Below are 22,023 nucleotides of genomic sequence, written 5' to 3' on the forward strand. Positions count from 1 at the left end.
TTACAAAGCCTGTAGTTTTTCTTTCCAGGGACACCCTATGAAAACCTCACTCTTCAAAAGTCTTTACTTCCAGGTCCTGACAGCCATCGCCATCGGTATTCTGCTTGGTCACTACTACCCGGAGCTGGGCGCGCAGATGAAACCGCTTGGCGACGCGTTCGTTAAGCTCATCAAAATGATCATCGCGCCGGTCATTTTCTGTACCGTGGTGACCGGTATTGCTGGCATGGAAAGCATGAAGGCGGTCGGGCGTACGGGGGCAGTTGCCCTGCTGTACTTCGAGATTGTCAGTACCATCGCGCTGATTATCGGCCTGATAATTGTCAACGTGGTACAGCCTGGCGCGGGCATGAACGTTGACCCGGCCACGCTGGATGCGAAAGCGGTGGCGGTTTACGCTGAACAGGCGAAAGATCAGGGGATTGTTGCCTTCCTGCTGGACGTGATCCCGAGCAGCGTGATCGGCGCGTTCGCCAGCGGAAACATCCTCCAGGTGCTGCTGTTTGCCGTGCTGTTTGGCTTTGCCCTGCACCGTCTTGGCAGCAAAGGCCAGCTGATTTTTAACGTCATTGAAAGCTTCTCGCAGGTGATCTTCGGCATCATCAACATGATCATGCGTCTGGCCCCGATTGGCGCCTTTGGCGCGATGGCCTTCACCATCGGGAAATATGGCGTCGGCACGCTGGTACAGCTTGGCCAGCTGATCGTCTGTTTCTACATCACCTGTATTCTGTTTGTGGTGGTGGTGCTCGGCTCCATCGCCCGTGCGACCGGCTTCAGCATCTTCAAATTTATCCGTTACATTCGTGAAGAGCTGCTGATTGTCCTCGGCACATCCTCTTCGGAGTCCGCGCTGCCGCGTATGCTCGATAAAATGGAAAAGCTGGGCTGCCGTAAGTCAGTGGTGGGGCTGGTTATTCCTACGGGCTACTCCTTTAACCTGGACGGCACCTCGATATACCTGACGATGGCGGCGGTCTTTATTGCCCAGGCCACTAACAGCCACATGGATATCTTCCATCAGATTACGCTGCTGGTGGTGCTTCTGCTCTCTTCAAAAGGGGCGGCGGGCGTAACGGGCAGCGGATTTATCGTGCTGGCGGCCACCATTTCGGCGGTGGGCCATCTGCCGGTGGCGGGCCTGGCCCTGATCCTCGGTATTGACCGCTTTATGTCTGAAGCCCGTGCGTTAACCAACCTGGTCGGCAATGGCGTGGCGACGATTGTGGTGGCGAAGTGGGTGAAAGAGCTGGATCACAAGAAGCTTAACGATACGCTGAATAACCGCACATCTGAGGACAAAACCCCCGGTTTATCCTCTTAATCCCTCATAAATGCCCGTATTCCCTTGTGGGGATGCGGGCACCTGCGCATAATAACCGTTCATACCTGTCATAATTCGACAAGGTTTTTTTTGGGTATATTTCACTTCCGCCCGTGACGTTTAGCCGAACACGCTGTCTAATCGGAAGGTTTTCATCGTCATCTTTGAGTGCTCACGTCGCGAGACACTCTCTTTAACCAGGAATGTTGATCAGGGGTTCACATGCAGGGCACAAAAATTCGACTCTTAACCGGCGGTTTGCTGATGATGGCAGCAGCCAGTTATGTGCAGGCAGATGCGCTCCAGCCAGACCCGGCCTGGCAACAAGGAACACTGGCGAACGGTTTCCAGTGGCAGGTATTATCCACTCCGCAACGTCCGAGCGATCGCATTGAAATCCGTCTTTCTGTGAATACCGGCTCCCTCACTGAAAGCACCCAGCAGACCGGCTTAAGCCACTTTATTCCTCGACTGGCGCTCACCCAGAGCGGCAGTTTGCAGGCGGTTCAGGTGCGTTCTTTATGGCAACAGGCCATCGATCCGAAACGCCCGCTGCCCCCGGCTGTGGTCTCCTATGACTACACCATGTTTAACCTGAGCCTGCCCAACAACCGTAACGATCTGCTTAAAGAAGCACTGACCTATCTTTCGGATGCCACCGGCAAACTGGCGATTACGCCTGAGACCGTTAACTATGCGTTGAGCAACAGCGACATGGTGGCGACCTGGCCGACGGATACCAAAGAAGGCTGGTGGCGCTACCGCCTGAAAGGGTCAACGCTGCTTGGCCACGACCCGGCAGAGCCGCTGAAACAGCCGGTTGATGCCGCGCAGGTGAAATCTTTCTACCAGCAGTGGTACACCCCGGATGCCATGACCCTGATTGTGGTGGGCAACGTGGACAGCCGTGCGGTGATAGAACAGATCAACAAAGCATTTGGCGATCTGAAAGGGAAGCGTGAAACGCCCGCCCCTGTTCCTACCTTGTCCCCGCTGCGTCCTGAGACGGTCAGCATCATGACGGATACCGTGCGTCAGGATCGTCTTTCAATGATGTGGGATACGGCCTGGCAGCCGATCCGCGAGTCTTCTGCGCTGTTGCGTTACTGGCGTGCGGATCTCGCGCGTGAAGCGCTGTTCTGGCACGTTCAGCAGACGCTCAGCAAGAACAACGTGAAAGATATTGGCCTGGGATTTGACTGCCGTGTGCTGTTCCAGCGCGCCCAGTGCGCCATTAACGTGGAATCGCCGGGTGATAAGCTGAATGCCAATCTCGGCGTGGTGGCGAAAGAGTTGGCTAAAGTGCGGAAAGAGGGCCTGTCTGAAGAGGAGTTTAACGCGCTGGTGGCGCAGAAATCCCTCGAATTGCAGAAACTGTTCGCCACCTATGCCCGCGCCGATACCGATATCTTAATCAGCCAGCGCATTCGCTCCTTGCAGAATCAGGTGGTGGATATCGCGCCGGAGCAGTATCAGAAACTCCGTCAGGACTTCCTGAACGGTCTGACCGTGGAGATGCTGAATCAGGATCTGCGTCAGCAGCTGTCGCAGGATATGGCGTTGATTCTGTTGCAGCCGAAAGGTGAGCCGGAATATGACATGAAAGAGTTGAAGGCCACCTGGAACGCCATCATGGCGACGCCGCCGCAGCCAGCGCAAACGGCAGCCGATGATTTACACCAGGATGCGAGCGATATTCCGCAGGGCCAGTAAGCTCTGCGTTCCCTCAGCCCTGAGGGAGAGGGTTAGGGTGCGGGCATCAGCCCGCACAGTCCTTAAGCAGGCATCGCCTCGCGCGGAATAATCGCTCCGCGATACTGAATCACCGTGCTGGCCGTCAAGTGACCGCGCTGCGCCGCCGCTTCCGGCGTTCCCCCCGTCAGACGTACCGCCAGATACCCCGCGCTGAAAGAATCTCCCGCCGCCGTGGTATCGATGACCTTCTCTTTCGCCAGCTTCACCGCCGGCACCTCTGTCACGGCTTCACCTGCAACCGCCACCAGGCAAGACTCCGCCCCGCGCTTGATCACCACTTCGCTGACCCCGGCAGCCTGCGTCCGGGCAATGACCTCATCAACCGGTTTTTCGCCCCACAGAGCATCTTCATCATCCAGCGTCAGGAAGGCGATATCGGTGCATTCGAGCATCTGCTGGTAGACCTGCTGCGTCTCTTCACGGCTGGCCCACAAACGCGGACGGTAGTTGTTATCGAAAATCACCTTACCGCCATTGGCACGGCATTCGCGCAGCAGTGACAGCAGCTTTTCACGGCTCTCCTGGCTCAGGATCGCCAGGCTGATCCCGCTCAGGTAGAGATAATCGAAGGTCGCCAGTTCTTCGCAAATGGCAGCGGCGGCCTCGCTTTCCAGCCAGAATTTGGCGGCCGCTTCATTACGCCAGTAATAGAAGGTGCGCTCGCCGGTGCTGTCGGTTTCGATGTAGTACAAACCCGGCAGGCGGTTTTCCATTCGCTGGATCAGCGAGGTCCCAACGTTTTCACCCTGCCAGGCTTCCAGCATCTGCTGGCTGAAGCTGTCCGTTCCCAGCGCGGTAACGTAGCTCACGCTCAGCGCGTCGGGGGCGACCTGACGGGCAATGTAAACGGAGGTGTTCAATGTATCGCCACCAAAACCGCGGCTGACTTCCGCGCCTTTCTGGGACAGCTCAATCATGCATTCGCCAATCACGGCAATTTTTTTAGACATAGTCGTGAACCTGAACAAAGTAATTAAGGGTAGTGTGCGCTGTGTGTTTTTTATGGTCAACTATATTAAAACGACGTTCCATTATTTTTTTTGAGCCAGCGCGTATTCCGGCATATTTCTGTCATCTTAATTTCATTTTCCCGGTGAATTGAACATAAAGTTCTCACCTGGCGGGCCGATAACTCAGTGACGAGTCCAGAAAGGCTATCCCATACAACAGGACATCCGAAATGAAGTCAGAGCAGGTTATCCAGCGGCTGAGCACTACGCCTGAGGCAAGTATTGAGAACTTGCAGGAGCATCGCTACTGGCTGCAATGTGAGCGAGCGTACACCTATCAGCCCATCTACCGTACCGACGGTCGGTTAATGGCGATTGAGGTGTTAACGGTCGTCACTCATCCATCGAATCCTTCACAGCGTATTGCACCGGACCGCTATTTTGCGGAGGTTGCCGTGCGTCAGCGTATCGACGTGCTGGAAGAGCAGTTAAGAATGCTGGCGACGAAGCAGGCGTTCTTCGAGCAGCACGGTATTCTGGCGTCGGTGAACGTGGATGGCCCAACCCTGATGGCGTTACGTCAGAACGCGACATTGCAGGCGCTGATTGCCACCTTGCCGTGGATGCGCTTCGAGCTGGTGGAACATGTTCAGCTGCCACAGGACTCCTCGTTTGCCTCGATGTGTGAGTTTGGCCCGCTGTGGCTGGATGATTTCGGTACCGGTATGGCCAACTTCTCCGCCCTGAGCGAAGTGCGTTATGACTACATCAAAGTGGCCCGCGATCTGTTTATCATGCTGCGCCAGACGCCGGAGGGACGGAACCTGTTTACGATGCTCCTGCAACTGATGAACCGCTATTGCCAGGGCGTCATTGTGGAAGGCGTAGAGACGCTGGAGGAGTGGCGCGACGTGCAAAATTCCCCGGCAGCGGCGGCACAGGGTTATTTCCTCTCTCGTCCTGTCCCCATGGATACCCTGGAAAAGGTGATAACCACCCTCTGATCTGCCCGCTTCCCTTTGTCTGAACTATAGTTTTAGAGGCAAGTTCATCAGGAAAGGGGACAACAATGACAAAAACAACCAGGGTGATTTCCTGGACAGCAGGGATTTTCTTGTTGCTGATCGTGGTCTTAATCATCATTATCGCCACGTTTGACTGGAACCGGCTCAAACCGACCATCAACCAGAAAGTCTCAACCGAGCTAAACCGCCCCTTCGCAATACGTGGCGATTTGGGTGTCGTGTGGGAGCGCCAGAAAGAGGAAACCGGCTGGCGAAGCTGGGTGCCATGGCCGCACGTTCACGCCGACGACATCATTCTCGGCAACCCGCCGGACATCCCCGAAGTGACCATGATCCACCTGCCGCGCGTGGAAGCCACGCTGGCGCCGTTAGCCCTGTTAACCAAAACGGTGTATCTGCCGTGGATCAAACTTCAGCAGCCCGACGCGCGGCTGATTCGCCTGTCAGAGAAAAACAACAACTGGACGTTCGATCTCGCCAGCAGCGGCGATAAAGATCAGAATGCGCAGCCCTCTTCGTGGTCTTTCCGCCTCGACAATATTCTGTTCGATCGGGGGAGGATCGCCATTGACGATAAGGTGAGTAAGGCTGACGTGGAGATCCTCGTCGATCCGCTGGGCAAGCCGCTGCCGTTTAGCGAAGTGACGGGCAGTAAAGCCAAAGGCGATGACAGCAAAGCGGGCGATTACGTCTTCGGCCTGACGGCGAAAGGGCGCTACAACGGCCAGCCGCTGACCGGTAAAGGCAAAATCGGCGGCATGCTGGCGCTCAGGAGTGAGGGCACGCCGTTCCCGGTGCAGGCGGATTTCCGCTCGGGCAACACCCGCGTGGCGTTCGTGGGCACGGTTAACGACCCGATGAACATGGGCGGCGTCGACCTCCAGCTTAAGTTTGCCGGGGATTCGCTGGGTGAACTGTACGATTTGACCGGCGTGCTGCTGCCGGATACCCCGCCGTTTGAAACGGACGGGCGCCTGGTTGCCAAAATCAACACCGAAAAATCGTCCGTCTTTGACTACCGGAATTTTAACGGGCGCATCGGCGACAGCGATATCCACGGCACGCTGACCTACACCACCGGTAAACCGCGCCCGAAACTGGAGGGGGACGTTGAATCCCGCCAGCTGCGTCTGGCCGATCTTGGTCCGCTGATTGGCGTAGATTCGGGCAAAGGCACGAAGTCTAAAGAGGTTAAAAAGGACGTTCAGCCTGCGGGTAAAGTGCTGCCCTATGACCGCTTCGAAACCGACAAATGGGACGTGATGGATGCGGATGTACGCTTCAAAGGACGTAAAATTGAGCATGGCAGCACGCTGCCGCTGAGCAACCTCTCGACCCATATCATCCTGAAAAACGCCGACCTGCGCCTGCAACCGCTGAAGTTTGGCATGGCCGGGGGAACCATCTCATCGAATATCCACCTGGAGGGGGATAAAAAGCCAATGCAGGGAAGGGCGGAGATCCACGCGCGTCGGCTGAAGCTGAAAGAGCTGATGCCGGACGTGGAGCTGATGCAGAAAACCCTCGGTGAGATGAACGGCGACGCGGATATTCGCGGCACGGGTAACTCGGTAGCGGCGCTGCTGGGTAGCGGAAACGGCAACCTGAAGCTGCTGATGAACGACGGGCTGGTGAGCCGTAACCTGATGGAGATCCTGGGGCTGAACGTCGGGAACTTTATCATCGGGCAAATCTTCGGTGACGACGAAGTACGCGTTAACTGCGCGGCGGCAAATCTGGATCTGGTCAACGGCGTGGCGCGTCCGCAGATCTTCGCTTTCGACACGGAAAACGCGGTTATCAACGTCACCGGTACCGCCAGCATGGCGTCCGAGCAGCTGGATTTAACCATCGATCCGGAAAGTAAAGGTATTCGTATCATCACCCTGCGCTCGCCGCTGTACGTTCGCGGGACCTTCAAAGATCCGCAGGCGGGCGTGAAGGCCGGGCCGTTGATTGCGCGTGGTGCGGTCGCCGCCGCGCTCGCTACGCTGGTCACTCCTGCGGCGGCGCTGCTGGCGTTGATTTCGCCGTCGGAAGGCGAAGCGAATCAGTGTCGGACGATTTTGTCGCAGATGAAGAAGTAGTCCCGTTTCTCCCTCTCCCTTGCGGGAGAGGGCTAAATTGTAGGCCGGGTAAGGCGTAGCCGCCACCCGGCATTCACTTACAGCGCCTGATGCTTCGTCTCGTGCGTCAGCAGCAGCGCAATCAGCGTCAGCGCTGCCATTGCCGCCAGATAGACACCCACATAGAACAGGCCATAGTTCGCCTGAAGCCATGTGGCGATATACGGAGCCACCGAGGCGCCCAGAATCGACGAAACGTTATAGGAGAACGACGCGCCGGTGTAACGCACTTCAGTCGGGAACAGCTCCGGCAGCAGCGCGCCCATTGGGCCAAAAGTCAGCCCCATCAGGCTCAGGCCAATCAGCAGATACGCCATCACCAGCGCAGGGCTACCTGAACCCAGCAGCGGCGGGAAGACAAACAGCGCGAACAGAATAATCAGCGAGGTGATGACGATCATGCTTGAACGACGGCCAAATTTATCCGCCAGCAGGCCCGCGATGGGCACCATCACGCCAAATCCGATGACCGCCATCATCAGCATCCACAGCACTTCGTTACGCGGCAGGCCCAGGCCGACCGGCGCGGCGGCGGTACTGAAGGTCATGGAGTAAACGGTCATGATGTAGAACAGCGTGTAGGTCGCCAGCATGATGAACGTGCCCAGCACGGTCACGCGGAGGTGTTTGGTCAGCAGCGTCCCCAGCGGAACTTTAACCTGCTTTTTCGCCGCGGCGACTTTAGCGAAGACCGGCGTCTCGTGCAGCGACACGCGAACGTACAGGCCAATCAGCACCAGCACGGCAGAGAAGACGAATGGAATACGCCAGCCCCAGTTCATGAACTGTTCATCAGTCAGCAGCCAGGAGAGGAGCAGGAAGGTGCCGTTAGCAAAGAAGAACCCAATCGGTGCGCCCAGCTGCGGGAAAGAGCCATACAGGGCACGTTTGCGCGCCGGGGCGTTTTCGGTCGCCAGCAGTGCCGCGCCGCCCCATTCCCCGCCCAGCCCCAGACCCTGCCCAAAGCGCGCCAGCGCCAGCAGCACAGGCGCCAGAATGCCAATAGTTTCATAGGTCGGCAGCAGGCCGATGGCGACGGTGGAGATCCCCATCGTCAGCAGCGAGGCAACCAGCGTCACTTTACGGCCGACGCGATCGCCAAAATGCCCAAAGACAGCTGAACCAATCGGACGCGCAACGAAGGCGATAGCAAAGGTGGCTAAAGACTGTAGCGTGGCTGCCGTCGGGTCGCCCTGAGGGAAGAAAATATGCGGAAAGACAATGACCGCAGCGGTGGCGTAAATATAAAAGTCGAAGAACTCAATGGCGGTGCCAATCAGCGATGCGACGACGACTTTATTGCGCGAGTTGACCGGAACGTGTTCCGCCCCTTCGTTAAGTGTGGTGGCTGTTGCTTGCATAATATTTTCTTATTTTTGGACGAACGAAGGGCCATATTAGGCATAGCAAAAGCGACATTTCAATCTGTAACAAAGGCGTGGTGTGGTCATAAAAGCAACAAAAAGCGGATAATTTTCAGACCAGCGAAAACACTTCTATGAAATGCTTCACACTTTTTAAATATCAGTCATTAAAACTGGTTTTGCGTTAAATAAAAGTTACGGCCTGGATTTATATGCTGAAATGGCGAATCGGGCTGAAATATCAGCCCGACATGATATCAGCGGTGGGTTTTACCCGGCATGCGCGGGTCATCTTTATACTCTGCCGTGGCGATCCACGCGGCGCAGAACAGCGTCAGGCGAGCGAAGAAATAGAAGAAAGCCATCAGCCCCAGCACCGAACCAAAGGCCGCGCCGGAGGGAGACTTCACCAGTGACGGCAGCGTATAGGTCATCACAATCTTGATCACCTCAAAACCAATGGCGGCAATCAATGTCCCGCGCATCAGCGCCTTCTTGCGCGGACGATGGCGGGGCAAACGCCAGAAGATCCAGAAGAACAGAAGGTAGTTAGCAAAGATAGAAATGGCCAGCCCAATGCCGCGCCAGGCAGGTTTCAGCCATTCAATGTAATCCAGGTACAGCGCGGAGATAATCATCTGCTGCGCGGAACCGGCGACCGAGGTGATGGAGAGCGTAATGACCAGCGCCACCAGCAGCCCAATCAGCGAAATAAAGTCGCGCAGATACTTCACCCATATCTTCTCCTGATCCTGCGGTCTACGCTCCCAGACGTCACGCGACTGGGCGCGAATAGCCTCACGCAGGTTGCCCATCCAGTTCACCCCGGAATAGAGCGCAATCAGCAACCCGACGATACCCACGGTGGTACGCTGCTGCACGGCGGTGTTGATGGTGCTTTTGAGCGTTGCGGCGAGCGTCTGGTCGCTGACGTTGGTCAGGATCTTATTGAAGATGTCCTGCAACAGCGTCGGGTGAGACGCCAGCACAAAACCGGCGGCGGCAAATGACACCATCAGGATGGGGATCATCGACAGGAACGAGAAATAGGTAATCGCCGCGCCAAACTGATTTCCCATGCGGTCGTTAAAGCGCTCAGCGGCGCGTATAAGGTGAGCAATCGCGGGTATCTGCTGAATTTTTTCGGCTATGCCGGTCACGGTGCCCAGCGCTTTGCTGGCCGTTCCAGGCTCTTTCGGCGCTTCAGGTTCGTTATCCATCTTTTTGATGGGTTCATAATCTAAATGTTGAGTCGGTCGTTGCGGGTTATTTTCCGGCGTCACGCGCATTTTCCTTTTCGTTGAGCTGGATGTTACTGAATTATAGCTTGTGACTAGTCGACGTAACCTTTTGTGAGTTCGGTAAGCCACTCCATAAACACATGCACCCGGCGGGAGAGGTTACGGCGGTGGGGATAAATGAGGGAGACGGGCATCGGTTCAGCCCGGTATTGCGGCAGGATCTCAACGAGTTTTTTCGTGCGCAGGGCATCACGTACCCCGACGCGCGGAACCTGAATAATGCCAAGCCCGGCGATACAGGCGGCCTGGTAGGTTTCAGTGCTGTTAACCGTCAATACGCCTCCCGTTTTTACCCACTGGGTCGCGCTGCCGTTGTAATACTCAAAACCCTGCGGACGCGTGCCCAGCGTGGCGGAGTAGTGGATGAGGGCATGCGAAGCCAAATCGTCCAGCGTCTCAGGGTAGCCGAATCGCGTCAGATAATCCGGGCTGGCGCAGTTAATCACCGAGAGTTTCCCAAGCGGGCGGGCGATAAGCCCGGAGTCCTTTAAGTTTCCCACGCGAACCACACAGTCAAATCCTTCGCGGATGACATCGACCAGACGATCGCTGCTACTCAGCTCCAGCTCAATGCCGGGAAACTGTTGTAAAAATGCAGGCAGTTTCGGAATGACTACATTTCGCGCAATGGCAACGGGCATATCCACACGTAGCCGACCGCTGATGGTTGAAGGGTCGTGCAGGAACATGCCGTCCAGTTCGTCCAGATTCATCAGCAGATCTTTAGCGCGCTCGTAATAAACCATGCCGTCCTGCGTCAGGCTGACGCGGCGGGTAGTACGGTGCAGCAGCTGCGTGCCGAGTGCGTTTTCCAGTGCCTGGATCTGTCGCGATACGCTCCCCTTCGGCAGGCTTAACGTCTCCGCCGCGCGGGAAAAACTTTCCAGTTCCGCGACCCGAAGGAATAGCTGCATTGCGTGTATTTTATCCATAGATGTTGGTCATTGTTGTTATGAATGAAACAGTGAAGCGCTGACGGCACTATTTATTGATTTTCTACCATCTAATAAGCTCTTTCTCAATCTTCATCACAGCCGAAACGAGGTGAATTATGAGTGAACGTATTGCTTTAGTGACGGGCGGTAGCCGCGGCCTGGGGAAAAATGCCGTTTTGAAGCTGGCCGCGGAAGGGACAGGCATCATCCTGACCTGGAACAACAGCCAGCAGGAGGCGCAGGAAGTTGTGCGCGAAATCGAGGGAACAGGTGGAAAAGCGGCAGCATTGCAGCTTAACGTCGGCGATACGGTAAGCTTTTCGCGCTTTGCTCAGCAGGTGAAGGATACCCTCAAACACGTCTGGCAACGTGACACCTTTGACTATTTAGTGAACAACGCAGGTACAGGGTTATACGCACCCTATACCGAGACGACCGAGGCGCAGTTTGATGATGCGCTGAACATTCACTTCAAAGGGCCGTTTTTCCTCACGCAACAGCTGCTGCCGCTCATAAAAGACGGAGGGCGGATCCTGAACGTCTCCAGCGGACTGGCCCGTTTTACTCAGCCCGGTTCAGGCACCTACGCGGCAATGAAAGGGGCGATGGAAGTGCTGACCCGCTATCAGGCAAAAGAGCTTGGTGCGCGCGGAATTTCCGTCAATATCATCGCGCCCGGCGCGATTGAAACCGACTTTGGGGGCGGACGCGTGCGGGATAATGCGGAGCTTAACCAGCTGCTGGCCTCGCAGACAGCGCTGGGACGCGTGGGCCTGCCCGATGATATTGGTGACGCCATTGCGGCGTTGCTCAGTGACAAACTGGGCTGGATGAATGCGCAACGTATTGAAGTTTCAGGCGGTATGTTCCTGTAATGTTCAGTCTTAAGGGGGAGGGAACCCTCTTAAGGAAATCCTTAAAACAGGTATGTCTAAATGCTGGAAGATATAAAGAGAGCTGGGTGATTTGTAACCTCTCCATTCATTGAGTTTTTTCTTAAAAAATGCCTCTGTAGAATCCCCCTTCGCTATTCTCAGAGGAGTAAAACGATGCGAGTAATCATGTTTGACAGGCAGTCATTATTTATTCATGGAGCGATGTACAGTTTGCAGAAGTTAATTCCGAAAATAGAGATGACAGGGGCTCGTCAGACTGATGAATTATGGGCGCAATTATCCGCGTCACCCTCCGCTATCATCATGATAGATGGGTATTTAATTCGTGATAATGGTGTGGCTTTACTGGAAGAGATTATGGATCGTTTTCCAGCGTCGCGCGTGGTGTTGGTGTTAACGAAAAAAGAGCGACGTTGGGTTGAGCAAATGTTTCAGCGCAACGTGGTGGCGATAGTTCCCCGCAATGCGAATCCCGAACGCTTTTCCGCAGTGCTGGATTCCGTATCGCGTGGAATGGTCTGTTTTCCCGGCGAGTGGCTGAAGCAGCACTCCTCTCAGGATGAACTGGCAGTGTTAAGCGAGCGCCAGCGTGAGGTATTGAAGTTACTGGCGGCCGGAGAGTCCAATAAAGAGATTGGTCGTAATCTCAATATCAGTGCGGCAACGGTAAAAGCCCATCTTGAGACGCTTTTCCGGCGTCTTGATGTCAAAAACCGGACGCAGGCCGCGATGTACTACACCCGGGCGACGGCCTGAAGGATCTTCTCAGGCAGAGGGGACTCTTCCCCAAAACTGAAGAGGGTTAATATCAGGGCGTCATGCTGCTGTTGGGTTAATGGGCGTTTGTTCATTTCCCGCAGCAGCGCCTCACATAATTGAATATCATTAAAAAGCAAATTCTCCGCCTCAATCGGCGTGATGAGACTGTTAAATTTTTCCCACTGGCGAATCACGTGACCATAACCAATAACCCATATACCCTTTTCGTCACGGTATTTCTCCAGGGAAAGACCCTGTTGTTTTTTAATTAATGCGATTGCAGCAGAAGATATCTGCATTGCATAACCCGTCATAAGCGTTTCCTCTTAGTGGCGCGACTATAGAGGAAACGCCGCCGGGGAAATATCCGCCAAATGGCTGTTGATCAGGTTTAACTGAACGGGAATTCCTTTTTCAGTAAACCGAATAGCCAGTCGTTATGCCATTGCCCTGAAAGGAAATAACTCTCACGCAACTCACCTTCCAGTTGAAAACCTGTTTTTTCCAGCAGTCGCCTTGAGGCGATATTTCCCGCCGTCACGGTGGCGGTGAGCCGACGGATATTACCCTGAGTCAGCGCGAAATCACACACAGCCCGCAGAGATTCAAAGCCGTAACCTTTCCCCTGCGCAGAGGGCGCAAAGAGAAAACCGACTTCAGCACAATCTGCTTCCCGGTGCACATAGCCGGTTACGCCCAGCGGCGTCTGGCTGGCCGTCTCACGCACCACAAGGCAGAGCCAGTGCGAGCTGCCCGGCGTCCACGGCAACAGACGAGACTCAAAGGCTTCCCGAATGTCCGCCTCGCTACGCGCAGGGGCGACAAAACGCATCACCTCAGGATTTTGCTGTAGCGACAGAAAAAAGGGCCAGTCTTGCTCTTGCAGCGGCGAGCAGGTGAGACGCGCGGTGGTTAAGGCGGGCATGACGATCCTCCGGAGGCATTGCAAATGATTATAAGGTTGTCACTTTATTTCAACAGAAAGTCAGGTATGTTTAACCTCATATAAATAAAAAGAAAAACGACTTTTAATGCCGCTTTAGCGGTACTCATTGTCTCTCAAGGAAAACAATGATGATTAGCTCATCGCATCATACCCGCGAACAGTTTGAACACTGTCTGGCAGCGATCCGTCAGGCGTCTGTTGAAATTTTACTTCTGTTGAATGTACATGTTTCTGAAGGAAAAGATCCACGCTGGTTTCTGGAGCAACTGGATAGCGCCCGCCTGGGGCTGGGCGGGTGGGGCGCCGTAGCCAGGAAGCTGAATCTGAATGATGCGGAAATGACGGCCTTTACGCTGCAATTACGCTTGCTTCAGCAGCGTGTTCCCCAGTATGAAAGCGGGCAGGATGTCAGCGAAAATCAGCTGATTGCGGCGATGCGCTTCGTCACCTCCCTTGAATATCTGCGTCTGCAACAGCCCCTCCTGACCTACGAAACCGGGAGGGTGCCAGAGAAGGAGAGCCAGCTTCAGGCGCAGAAACAGGTGCGTGCCATTGAGCTGATGATTAAAGGACTGATACAGCAGGCGTGGCCCGATCCGGTGCGGCTGAATAATCATCTTAAGACCTTGTTTAACGCTGAACGCGTGCGTCGCTGGCTGAAAAACGGTGAGATTAATGATGTTCTGAGCGGCATGTTGTTCAGCGAGCTGGCCCAGCTGCTGGTGGATAAAAAAGAATTTAGCCGCTACTACGCGCCGCTGTTTAACGCTCCGGACATGCTGACGCTGCTGGTAGAGCCCCGCAAAACCCTGCAAACCTTCCTCGAAGATATTCGACAAATCCGCAACAGCATCACCGTGCAGCAGCCGTTAAGCAGGGCGCAAATCCAGCTGCTCGACTGCTATTACACGCAGATCACCCGCTCCGTTCAGCGCGCGTTTGAGGAAGGGCGGACACGCGTTAACCCGGCGGCGCTGATGGCGGTGGACGAAAGCGAGCTGCACGCGTTCTGGGAAAAGGCGCAAAAAATAGACCGCACCACAGGCGGCGATCTTTTTGAAGTGCGCGACAGCATAGAAAAACCGACTCAGCGCGCCGCGCGTACGCCAGAGCAGCGCGAACAGCTGATTTCCGGCGTGCTGTGGGGAGCGGTTGGCGTGATGGTTATCGCGATTGTCGTGGGGGGATTCTGGCTGGTGACCAGCAGTAAACCGCAGCCGGCTGTGGCCAGTACGGTATCTCCCGCGCAGGTGCAGGAGATGCGCGAAACGCCTTCCTCACGCGAGACGTTAACCCGCATGGGTGTTACCTGGGATGAGAATAATTTCCGCTCGGCCATCAATCGCAATGACACCCGCGTGGCGCTCCTGTTTTTGCAGGGCGGGATGGACTGGAAAATGTCATGGACGGAGGAGGCGTTGTCGGCAGGCTACGACGATGTACTGGAAGTAATGTTGCGCTACCGCCTGCAAATGACAGAGCAAAAGCCCTGCCGACGCTTTATTAATACGCTTAGCCATGCGATGGCGAACGGCGAATCGCTGACGCCTATGCGTAAGCAGTACCTGGAAGCATTCTGTACCGTTCCCGCGGTGGTGAAACGCCAGCAGCACGACGCCGATATGGCAACGCGCCGCGCGAAGACGCAGCCCGATGCCAGCACAAAAAAATGGCAGTCCATCCAGACTGCCATTTATGAGGTGATCCGCTGATTATTTTTCCCCCTCACCCTGCCCCTCAGGGGAGAGGGGCAGGGTGAGGGGTGAGGCTCAGGGCTCCCCATACAGCCCAATCAACCGCCGCACCACGCCATTCGTCCAGCCGAAGCCATCCTGCAACGGATACTCACCCCCGCCACCTTCGCGTGGCGTGCTGCTGGCGATGTGGTACTTCTCAATCAGCTTATGATGGGTTTTGTAGTAATGGTTCACCGTGTGCAGCCAGCTCCAGGCGATCTCATCTCCCAGCGAGTCGTTGCCGTACTGCTTGAACCCCTGGATCGCCATCCACTGGAGCGGCGCCCAGCCGTTCGGCTTATCCCACTGCTCCCCGGTTTCATATTCGGTGGCGAGAATACCGCCCGGCGTGAGCAGACGGGCTTTAACGGCATCGGACAGCCGTTCAGCCTGCTCATGCGTCGCCATGCCCACATACAGCGGCACAATGCTGGCCGCAGAGAACAGCGCCAGGGCTTCACGCCGCCAGTCGTAATCACGATAACAGCCGTTCTCTTCGTCCCACAGATAGCGGTTCACCGCCGCGCGCCGGTCGCTGGCTTTCTGGCGGAACAGATCAGCCGTCTCTTTATCCCCTTTCGACGCGGAGATATTGGCGATAGCGCTCTCCAGTTTGAACAGGAATGCGTTCAAATCGATGGGGATAAATTGAGTCGTGCGGATGCTGGCCAGCCGCGCAGGATCGCGCAGCCAGCGGGATGAGTAATCCCATCCTGAGGCTGCCCCGGCGCGCAGGTCGCGATACACCTCGTTCGGCGGACGACCGGAATGACGGGCGGTTTCCACGTCCTCAATCCACGATTCATCTCGCGGCGTGTCGCGATCGTCCCAGTAGCGGTTGAGCAATGAGCCATCCGGCATGCGTACCGCACTGCGATAGGCCTGATTGAGCAGCAGCGATTCCGCCCCGTCCATCCAGAAGGCGTACTCCATCTTAAGATGCTCAAGATAGCGCTTCGCCCCTCGCACGCCGTCCTCTTCAAACAGCTCCACCATCAGGGCAAAAACGGGCGGCTGGGAGCGGCTGAGATAGTAGGTACGGTTGCCGTTCGGGATATGGCCGTAGCGCTCAATCAGCCAGGCGAAGTTATCGGCCATACATTTCAGCAGATCGTTACGACCGCTTTCAGCAAGCCCCAGCATGGAGAAGTAAGAGTCCCAGTAGTAGGTCTCACTGAATCGCCCGCCGGGCACAATATAGGCCTGCGGCAGCGCCAGCAGCGACGACCACGGGATGTGATCCTGCGGCTCGCGCGTCAGCACCGGCCACAGATTATCAATATGTTCTTTCAGGGACAGGCCGGGGTCAGAGACGTACTCTTTGCTGTAGTCCTCCGGCAGCCAGAAGTGATTCTCCACAAAGCGCGCCAAGTCAAAATCACGGTGACGACGCACCTTGCGATAGCGGATCAAAATATCCAGCGGATCCATCTTCGGCGCGCAGTCGGGAAAGGTTTTGCTGTCCGCAAACAGCCGCGACGACTGGACGTGTTCAAACAGTTCAAGGTAGCGGTCTGCGGGCGTAAGGGCATCGGACGCCGGCAGCCCTTCAATCATTTCCGGTTCCGGCTCTGCCTCGATCATCTCATCCAGTTTTAACTCACAGGGATCGGTTTCGTAGCGCAGCTCTTCTGCAATCTCGAACTCGATATCCTCGGCAGTCTGTAGTTTCTGGTTGAACATGGTGTTCAGGACCTCCGGTTTTTGTCGTAACCAATACGGGTTTTTCCCGGCTATCTTTTAAGCGTAGACATTCGCTTCGGTTAATGCGGTGCGAAGTGTGCGGTAGATCACGCTTTCAAATTGGATTTAAACACGCTGAAAATCAGATATCCCTTTGATTATGAAATTATTAAATCAGAATCTTTGGAAACAGAGCAGGAGTAAAATTCAGAGCATTCGGTATTCTGCATATACGCACAGATTAATGTGCCTGACGCGCATCGCCCTGAAGGCTGTTGGCGGTTTGATTGGCTTTCTGGCTGGCGCCTTCGCTTTTATCCATCGCTTTGCTGGCCGCTTTTTCCGCATGGGCGGCGCTGTACGCAGCCAGATGGGAAATCACGATGGCGTAAATGCTCATTAACGACACCCACAGAATGCTGTTTTTCCACCACAGCAGGGTAGGAATAGTCAGTATCGCCCATACCAGCGCGAGAACAAGGTGCATTTTGGCCATCAGTTTTGCGGTGATCTTTACGTGCATTTTCATATCTCTAATCTTTTTCCGTAGTAACAGGCGAACGCGTAGCGCTTTCTAAGATTAGTTAATTCCACCCCGGGTGGCGGGTTATTTTGTTACCGTTTGTACAGCCGTTGGGTTTACCTGCCCTGGGCATAAAAAAACCGGCCAGCTGGCCGGTTTTGTTGCGGATCAGACGGATCAGCGCATGGTCACAAACTCTTCCGCCGCAGTCGGGTGGATCGCCACGGTGTTATCGAAGTCTTTCTTCGTTGCGCCCATCTTCAGCGCCACCGCGAAGCCTTGCAGGATCTCGTCCATGCCGAAACCAATGCCGTGGATGCCGACGATCTTCTCCTCCGGGCCCACGCACACCAGCTTCATGCGGCATGGCTGACGGTGCGAGGTGACCGCGGTATACATCGCGGTAAACGCCGATTTATACACTTTCACCTGGTCATCGCCGTACTGCTCACGCGCCTGCGGCTCGGTTAAGCCGACGGTACCGATTGGCGGGTGGCTGAAGACCACGGTCGGGATGTTGCTGTAGTCCAGATGTTCGTCCGGCTTGTTATTAAACAGACGCTCGGAAAGACGACGTCCCGCCGCCACGGCAACCGGCGTCAGCTCTACGGCGCCGGTGTTATCACCGACGGCATAAATGCCCGGTACGCTGGTGTTCTGGAACTTATCAACGACAATGTAGCCTTTTTCATTGGTTTTCACCCCGGTTGCGGCCAGGTTGAAGTTGTCGGTGGCCGGTTCACGACCAATCGCCCAGATCAGGCAATCAACGGTCTGGCTGCGGCCATCTTCCAGCTCCAGAGTCAGGCTACCGTCCGCATTTTTCACCACCGCTTTTGGCACGGCGTTGGTGTGCAGGGTTGGGCCTTCGGCGTTCATCACCTCGACCAGCGTGTCGACGATCAGCGGGTCAAAGCTGCGCAGCGGCGCGTGTTTACGCACGAACAGGTGCGCTTCCGCTCCCAGGCCGTTAATCACGCCGGCCAGCTCAACCGCGATGTAACCTGCGCCCACAATGGCCACGCGTTCTGGCAGAGCAGGCAGCTCGAAGAAACCGTCGGAGTCGATACCGTATTCCGCGCCCGGAATGTTCGGGTGGCTCGGACGGCCGCCGGTGGCGATCAGGATGTGATCGGCGGTGATCGTCTCGCCGTTCACTTCGATCGTCTTCGCATCCACGAAACGGGCGAAGCCGCGGATCACGTCGACGTTATTCTTGCCCAGTACGTTATCGTACGAGGTGTGAATACGGTCGATGTAGGCGGTACGGCTGGCGATCAGTTTATCCCAGTCGAAGTGGTTGATGGTGGTGTCAAAGCCGTAGTCCGGGCCATACATATGGATAGCTTCACGGATTTGCGCGGCATGCCACATCACTTTCTTCGGTACACAACCCACGTTCACGCAGGTGCCGCCGAGTTCTTTGGCTTCAATCAGCGCACACTTCTGGCCGTACATGGCTGCACGGTTGATGGAGGCGATGCCGCCGCTGCCGCCGCCGATTGCGATGTAGTCATAATGCTTAGTCATAGCGTTGTCCTTAATCGTGAATTGCCGCGATTGTATACCTGAAATCAATAGTTTCCACCGATGGCTGCGATTACTCCGGCACGATCCAGCTCACGGTGGCGTGACCCGTACCGGCTGGCACCAGCGTTTTGTGCAGCCACGGCAGCACGTTGTTCATCTGTGCTTCGAGCTTCCACGGCGGGTTAATGACGATCATGCCGGACGCGGTCATGCCGCGCTGGTCGCTGTCAGGGCGCACCGCCAGCTCAATTTGCAGGATTTTACGAATGCCGGTCGCTTCGAGGTCTTTGATCATGCGTTTAATTTGCGCGCGCAGCACTACCGGATACCACAGGGCATAGGTGCCGGTCGCAAAGCGTTTGTAACCTTCGTTAATGCCGGTCACCACCGCCTGATAGTCGGTTTTGATTTCGTACGGCGGGTCGATCAGCACCAGGCCGCGACGGGAAACCGGCGGCAGTTTGGCTTTCAGCTGCTGGTAGCCATCGGCTTTGTCCACGCGGGCGCGGTTATCTTTCTGAAACTCAGAACGCAGCAGCGGGAAGTCGCTCGGGTGCAGCTCTGTCAGCTGAAGGCTGTCCTGCTCGCGCAGCAGCTGGCGGGCAATCAGTGGTGAACCCGGGTAGTAACGCAGCTGGCCGTTGCGGTTGAAGTGATTCACCACGCCAATGTACGGCTCCAGCTCGGCAGGCAGATCGTCCTGCTGCCAGATACGCGCAATCCCTTCCAGATATTCACCAGTACGCTCGGCATGCTCGCCGCTCAGCTGATAACGGCCCGCGCCCGCGTGGGTGTCCATATAAAGGAACGGTTTATCCTTTTCTTTAAGCGATTCGATGATCAGGCTCTGAACGGTATGTTTGAGGACGTCGGCGTGGTTGCCTGCGTGGAAGCTGTGGCGATAACTGAGCATGGGTAATGATATTCCGCTGAATTGACGATTTGCCACAGTTTACAGCAGAACGGCACAGATTACCCGCAGGCCCGGTAAGCGCAGCGCCACCGGGCGTTTTTCGACAACCTTCGGCATTGAAATCCTCTACACTTAACCCCATTACTGAAAACAATATGCACAGCGCCGGATGCGCGCTTCATTCATCTATTTCAACAGGACAGCGTTTATGACCAATCCATTACTGACGCCTTTTTCGTTGCCACCGTTTTCTAAAATCCTCCCTGAGCATGTGGTTCCGGCCGTTACCCAGTCGCTGAACAACTGCCGTGCGGCGGTAGAAAACGTGGTCGCGCAGGGCGTGCCGTACACCTGGGAAAATCTGTGTCAGCCGCTGGCCGAAGTGGACGACGTGCTGGGGCGTATCTTCTCCCCGGTGAGTCACCTGAACTCGGTGAAAAACAGCCCGGAGCTGCGTGAGGCCTACGAACAGACCCTGCCGCTGCTCTCTGAGTACAGCACCTGGGTCGGTCAGCATGAGGGGCTCTACAAAGCCTACCGCGACCTGCGCGACGGCGACCACTATGCCGAACTGAACACGGCGCAGAAAAAATCGGTCGATAACGCCCTGCGTGATTTCGAACTGTCCGGGATTGGCCTGCCAAAAGAAAAACAGGTTCGCTACGGCGAAATCGCCGCGCGCCTGTCCGAGCTGGGCAACCAGTACAGCAACAACGTCCTCGACGCCACCATGGGCTGGACGAAGCTGATTACCGATGAATCTGAACTGGCGGGTATGCCGGAAAGCGCGCTGGCGGCGGCAAAAGCCCAGGCCGAAGCGAAAGAGCAGGAAGGCTTCCTGTTAACGCTGGATATCCCAAGCTATCTGCCGGTGATGACCTACTGCGACAACCAGGCCCTGCGCGAAGAGATGTACCGCGCCTACAGCACCCGCGCCTCCGATCAGGGGCCGAATGCCGGTAAGTGGGATAACAGCCCGGTGATGGCGGAGATCCTCGCCCTGCGCCACGAGCTGGCACAGCTGCTGGGCTTCGACAGCTATGCCGATAAATCCCTTGCCACCAAAATGGCCGAGAACCCACAGCAGGTGCTCGACTTCCTGACCGATCTGGCGAAACGCGCCCGTCCTCAGGGTGAAAAAGAACTGGCTCAGCTGCGCGCCTTTGCGAAAGCGGAGTTCGGCGTGGACGAGCTTCAGCCGTGGGATATCGCGTACTACAGCGAAAAACAGAAACAGCATCTCTACAGCATCAGCGACGAACAGCTGCGTCCGTACTTCCCGGAAAACAAAGCCGTTAACGGCCTGTTCGAGGTGGTGAAACGCATCTACGGCATTACCGCGAAAGAGCGTACCGACATCGACGTCTGGCATCCGGACGTGCGCTTCTTCGAGCTGTATGACGAGAAAAACGAGCTGCGCGGCAGCTTCTATCTGGATCTTTACGCGCGTGAAAACAAACGTGGCGGGGCGTGGATGGACGACTGCGTGGGCCAGATGCGTAAAGCGGATGGTTCCCTGCAAAAACCGGTCGCCTACCTGACCTGTAACTTCAACCGCCCGGTGAGCGGCAAACCTGCGCTGTTTACCCACGATGAAGTGATCACCCTGTTCCACGAGTTCGGTCACGGCCTGCACCACATGCTGACCCGCATCGAAACCGCTGGCGTCGCCGGTATCAGCGGTGTGCCATGGGATGCGGTCGAGCTGCCAAGCCAGTTTATGGAAAACTGGTGCTGGGAGCCGGACGCGCTGGCATTTATCTCCGGCCATTACGAAACGGGCGAACCGCTGCCGAAAGAACTGCTGGATAAAATGCTGGCGGCGAAAAACTACCAGGCGGCGATGTTCATCCTGCGTCAGCTGGAGTTCGGCCTGTTCGACTTCCGCCTGCACGCCGAGTTCAGCCCGGAGCAGGGGGCGAAAATCCTCGAAACCCTGGCTGAGATTAAAAAGCAGGTCGCGGTTATTCCAGGCCCGACCTGGGGACGCTTCCCGCACGCGTTCAGCCATATCTTCGCAGGCGGGTACGCCGCAGGCTACTACAGCTACCTGTGGGCCGACGTGCTGGCGGCAGATGCCTTCTCGCGCTTCGAAGAAGAGGGGATTTTCAACCGCGAAACCGGTCAGTCGTTCCTTGATAACATCCTGACGCGCGGCGGTTCAGAAGAGCCTATGGAGCTGTTCAAACGCTTCCGTGGCCGCGAGCCGCAGCTGGATGCGATGCTGGAGCATTACGGAATCAAAGGCTGATTGCTA

At 56.0% G+C, this 22,023-nt stretch carries 18 protein-coding genes; 8 read left to right on the top strand and 10 right to left on the bottom strand.

Features of this window, described 5'->3' with window-relative positions:
- The first annotated feature begins 37 nt into the window (after nt 1-37).
- Both dctA and ACJTMZ_RS17410 read left to right on the top strand, forming a co-directional pair.
- Nucleotides 38-1,324 carry a C4-dicarboxylate transporter DctC gene (dctA, locus tag ACJTMZ_RS17405; RefSeq protein WP_015571524.1) on the top strand — a complete coding sequence of 429 codons (1,287 nt, stop codon included), beginning with the start codon at nt 38-40 and terminating at the stop codon, nt 1,322-1,324.
- Between the two features lie 222 nt (nt 1,325-1,546).
- Nucleotides 1,547-3,037 (top strand): pitrilysin family protein, encoded by a 1,491-nt coding sequence (locus ACJTMZ_RS17410; protein ID WP_006808577.1) that lies wholly within the window; start codon nt 1,547-1,549, stop codon nt 3,035-3,037.
- A gap of 62 nt (nt 3,038-3,099) precedes the next feature.
- Here the strand turns inward: ACJTMZ_RS17410 and ACJTMZ_RS17415 are convergent, their stop codons facing one another.
- The gene (locus ACJTMZ_RS17415; protein ID WP_017384186.1) at nt 3,100-4,029 is read right to left on the bottom strand and encodes a sugar kinase; all 930 of its coding nucleotides are present in this window, start codon (nt 4,027-4,029) and stop codon (nt 3,100-3,102) included.
- A gap of 230 nt (nt 4,030-4,259) precedes the next feature.
- On the opposite strand from ACJTMZ_RS17415, the gene pdeH reads away from it, so the two are divergent.
- Both pdeH and ACJTMZ_RS17425 read left to right on the top strand, forming a co-directional pair.
- The gene (gene pdeH, locus ACJTMZ_RS17420; RefSeq protein WP_015571521.1) at nt 4,260-5,033 is read left to right on the top strand and encodes a cyclic-guanylate-specific phosphodiesterase; all 774 of its coding nucleotides are present in this window, start codon (nt 4,260-4,262) and stop codon (nt 5,031-5,033) included.
- 65 nt (nt 5,034-5,098) lie between these two features.
- Nucleotides 5,099-7,141 carry an AsmA family protein gene (locus ACJTMZ_RS17425; protein ID WP_252011048.1) on the top strand — a complete coding sequence of 681 codons (2,043 nt, stop codon included), beginning with the start codon at nt 5,099-5,101 and terminating at the stop codon, nt 7,139-7,141.
- Between the two features lie 77 nt (nt 7,142-7,218).
- Here the strand turns inward: ACJTMZ_RS17425 and ACJTMZ_RS17430 are convergent, their stop codons facing one another.
- From ACJTMZ_RS17430 to ACJTMZ_RS17440, 3 genes are all read right to left on the bottom strand, one after another.
- Complete coding sequence (locus ACJTMZ_RS17430) at nt 7,219-8,541, bottom strand: MFS transporter (RefSeq protein ID WP_015571519.1); 1,323 nt, start codon at nt 8,539-8,541, stop codon at nt 7,219-7,221.
- A 260-nt stretch (nt 8,542-8,801) separates the two neighbouring features.
- Complete coding sequence (gene yhjD / locus ACJTMZ_RS17435) at nt 8,802-9,827, bottom strand: inner membrane protein YhjD (protein WP_023295574.1); 1,026 nt, start codon at nt 9,825-9,827, stop codon at nt 8,802-8,804.
- Between the two features lie 50 nt (nt 9,828-9,877).
- Entirely contained in the window at nt 9,878-10,777 is a 900-nt protein-coding gene (locus ACJTMZ_RS17440) for a LysR family transcriptional regulator (protein ID WP_017384184.1), read from the bottom strand.
- 119 nt (nt 10,778-10,896) lie between these two features.
- On the opposite strand from ACJTMZ_RS17440, the gene ACJTMZ_RS17445 reads away from it, so the two are divergent.
- A complete protein-coding gene (locus tag ACJTMZ_RS17445) occupies nt 10,897-11,655 on the top strand; it encodes an SDR family NAD(P)-dependent oxidoreductase (protein WP_032104619.1) in 759 nt (252 codons plus the stop codon).
- Between the two features lie 174 nt (nt 11,656-11,829).
- Nucleotides 11,830-12,432: a response regulator transcription factor gene (locus ACJTMZ_RS17450; RefSeq protein ID WP_032655463.1), complete on the top strand. Its 603-nt coding sequence runs from the start codon at nt 11,830-11,832 to the stop codon at nt 12,430-12,432.
- Here the strand turns inward: ACJTMZ_RS17450 and ACJTMZ_RS17455 are convergent.
- Together ACJTMZ_RS17455 and ACJTMZ_RS17460 are read right to left on the bottom strand one after the other, a co-directional pair.
- The gene (locus tag ACJTMZ_RS17455; protein ID WP_015571514.1) at nt 12,411-12,749 is read right to left on the bottom strand and encodes a lysozyme; all 339 of its coding nucleotides are present in this window, start codon (nt 12,747-12,749) and stop codon (nt 12,411-12,413) included. The two genes, ACJTMZ_RS17450 and ACJTMZ_RS17455, sit on opposite strands and share 22 nt — an antisense overlap.
- Before the next feature lie 77 nt (nt 12,750-12,826).
- Nucleotides 12,827-13,360, bottom strand: a complete 534-nt coding sequence (locus ACJTMZ_RS17460) for a GNAT family N-acetyltransferase (protein WP_017693814.1) — start codon at nt 13,358-13,360, stop codon at nt 12,827-12,829.
- Between the two features lie 146 nt (nt 13,361-13,506).
- On the opposite strand from ACJTMZ_RS17460, the gene ACJTMZ_RS17465 reads away from it, so the two are divergent.
- Nucleotides 13,507-15,093, top strand: coding sequence for an STY4199 family HEPN domain-containing protein (locus ACJTMZ_RS17465; protein ID WP_045142219.1), 1,587 nt, complete (start codon nt 13,507-13,509; stop codon nt 15,091-15,093).
- 57 nt (nt 15,094-15,150) lie between these two features.
- Here ACJTMZ_RS17465 and ACJTMZ_RS17470 read toward each other — a convergent pair whose 3' ends face one another.
- The 4 genes from ACJTMZ_RS17470 to ACJTMZ_RS17485 form a co-directional block, all read right to left on the bottom strand.
- Nucleotides 15,151-16,800 carry an alpha,alpha-trehalase gene (locus ACJTMZ_RS17470; protein WP_015571511.1) on the bottom strand — a complete coding sequence of 550 codons (1,650 nt, stop codon included), beginning with the start codon at nt 16,798-16,800 and terminating at the stop codon, nt 15,151-15,153.
- Nucleotides 16,801-17,041: 241 nt separating this feature from the next.
- Nucleotides 17,042-17,329, bottom strand: coding sequence for a hypothetical protein (locus tag ACJTMZ_RS17475; protein WP_015571509.1), 288 nt, complete (start codon nt 17,327-17,329; stop codon nt 17,042-17,044).
- A gap of 171 nt (nt 17,330-17,500) precedes the next feature.
- Nucleotides 17,501-18,853: a glutathione-disulfide reductase gene (gene gorA, locus ACJTMZ_RS17480; RefSeq protein WP_017384179.1), complete on the bottom strand. Its 1,353-nt coding sequence runs from the start codon at nt 18,851-18,853 to the stop codon at nt 17,501-17,503.
- A 70-nt stretch (nt 18,854-18,923) separates the two neighbouring features.
- Nucleotides 18,924-19,766, bottom strand: coding sequence for a 23S rRNA (adenine(2030)-N(6))-methyltransferase RlmJ (locus tag ACJTMZ_RS17485; RefSeq protein ID WP_252011046.1), 843 nt, complete (start codon nt 19,764-19,766; stop codon nt 18,924-18,926).
- 208 nt (nt 19,767-19,974) lie between these two features.
- On the opposite strand from ACJTMZ_RS17485, the gene prlC reads away from it, so the two are divergent.
- Complete coding sequence (gene prlC, locus ACJTMZ_RS17490; protein ID WP_017693817.1) at nt 19,975-22,017, top strand: oligopeptidase A; 2,043 nt, start codon at nt 19,975-19,977, stop codon at nt 22,015-22,017.
- The last annotated feature ends 6 nt before the right edge of the window (nt 22,018-22,023 follow it).

The sequence above is a fragment of the Enterobacter sp. DN genome (assembly GCF_046054285.1).
Taxonomy (GTDB): Bacteria; Pseudomonadota; Gammaproteobacteria; order Enterobacterales; family Enterobacteriaceae; genus Enterobacter; species Enterobacter hormaechei_C.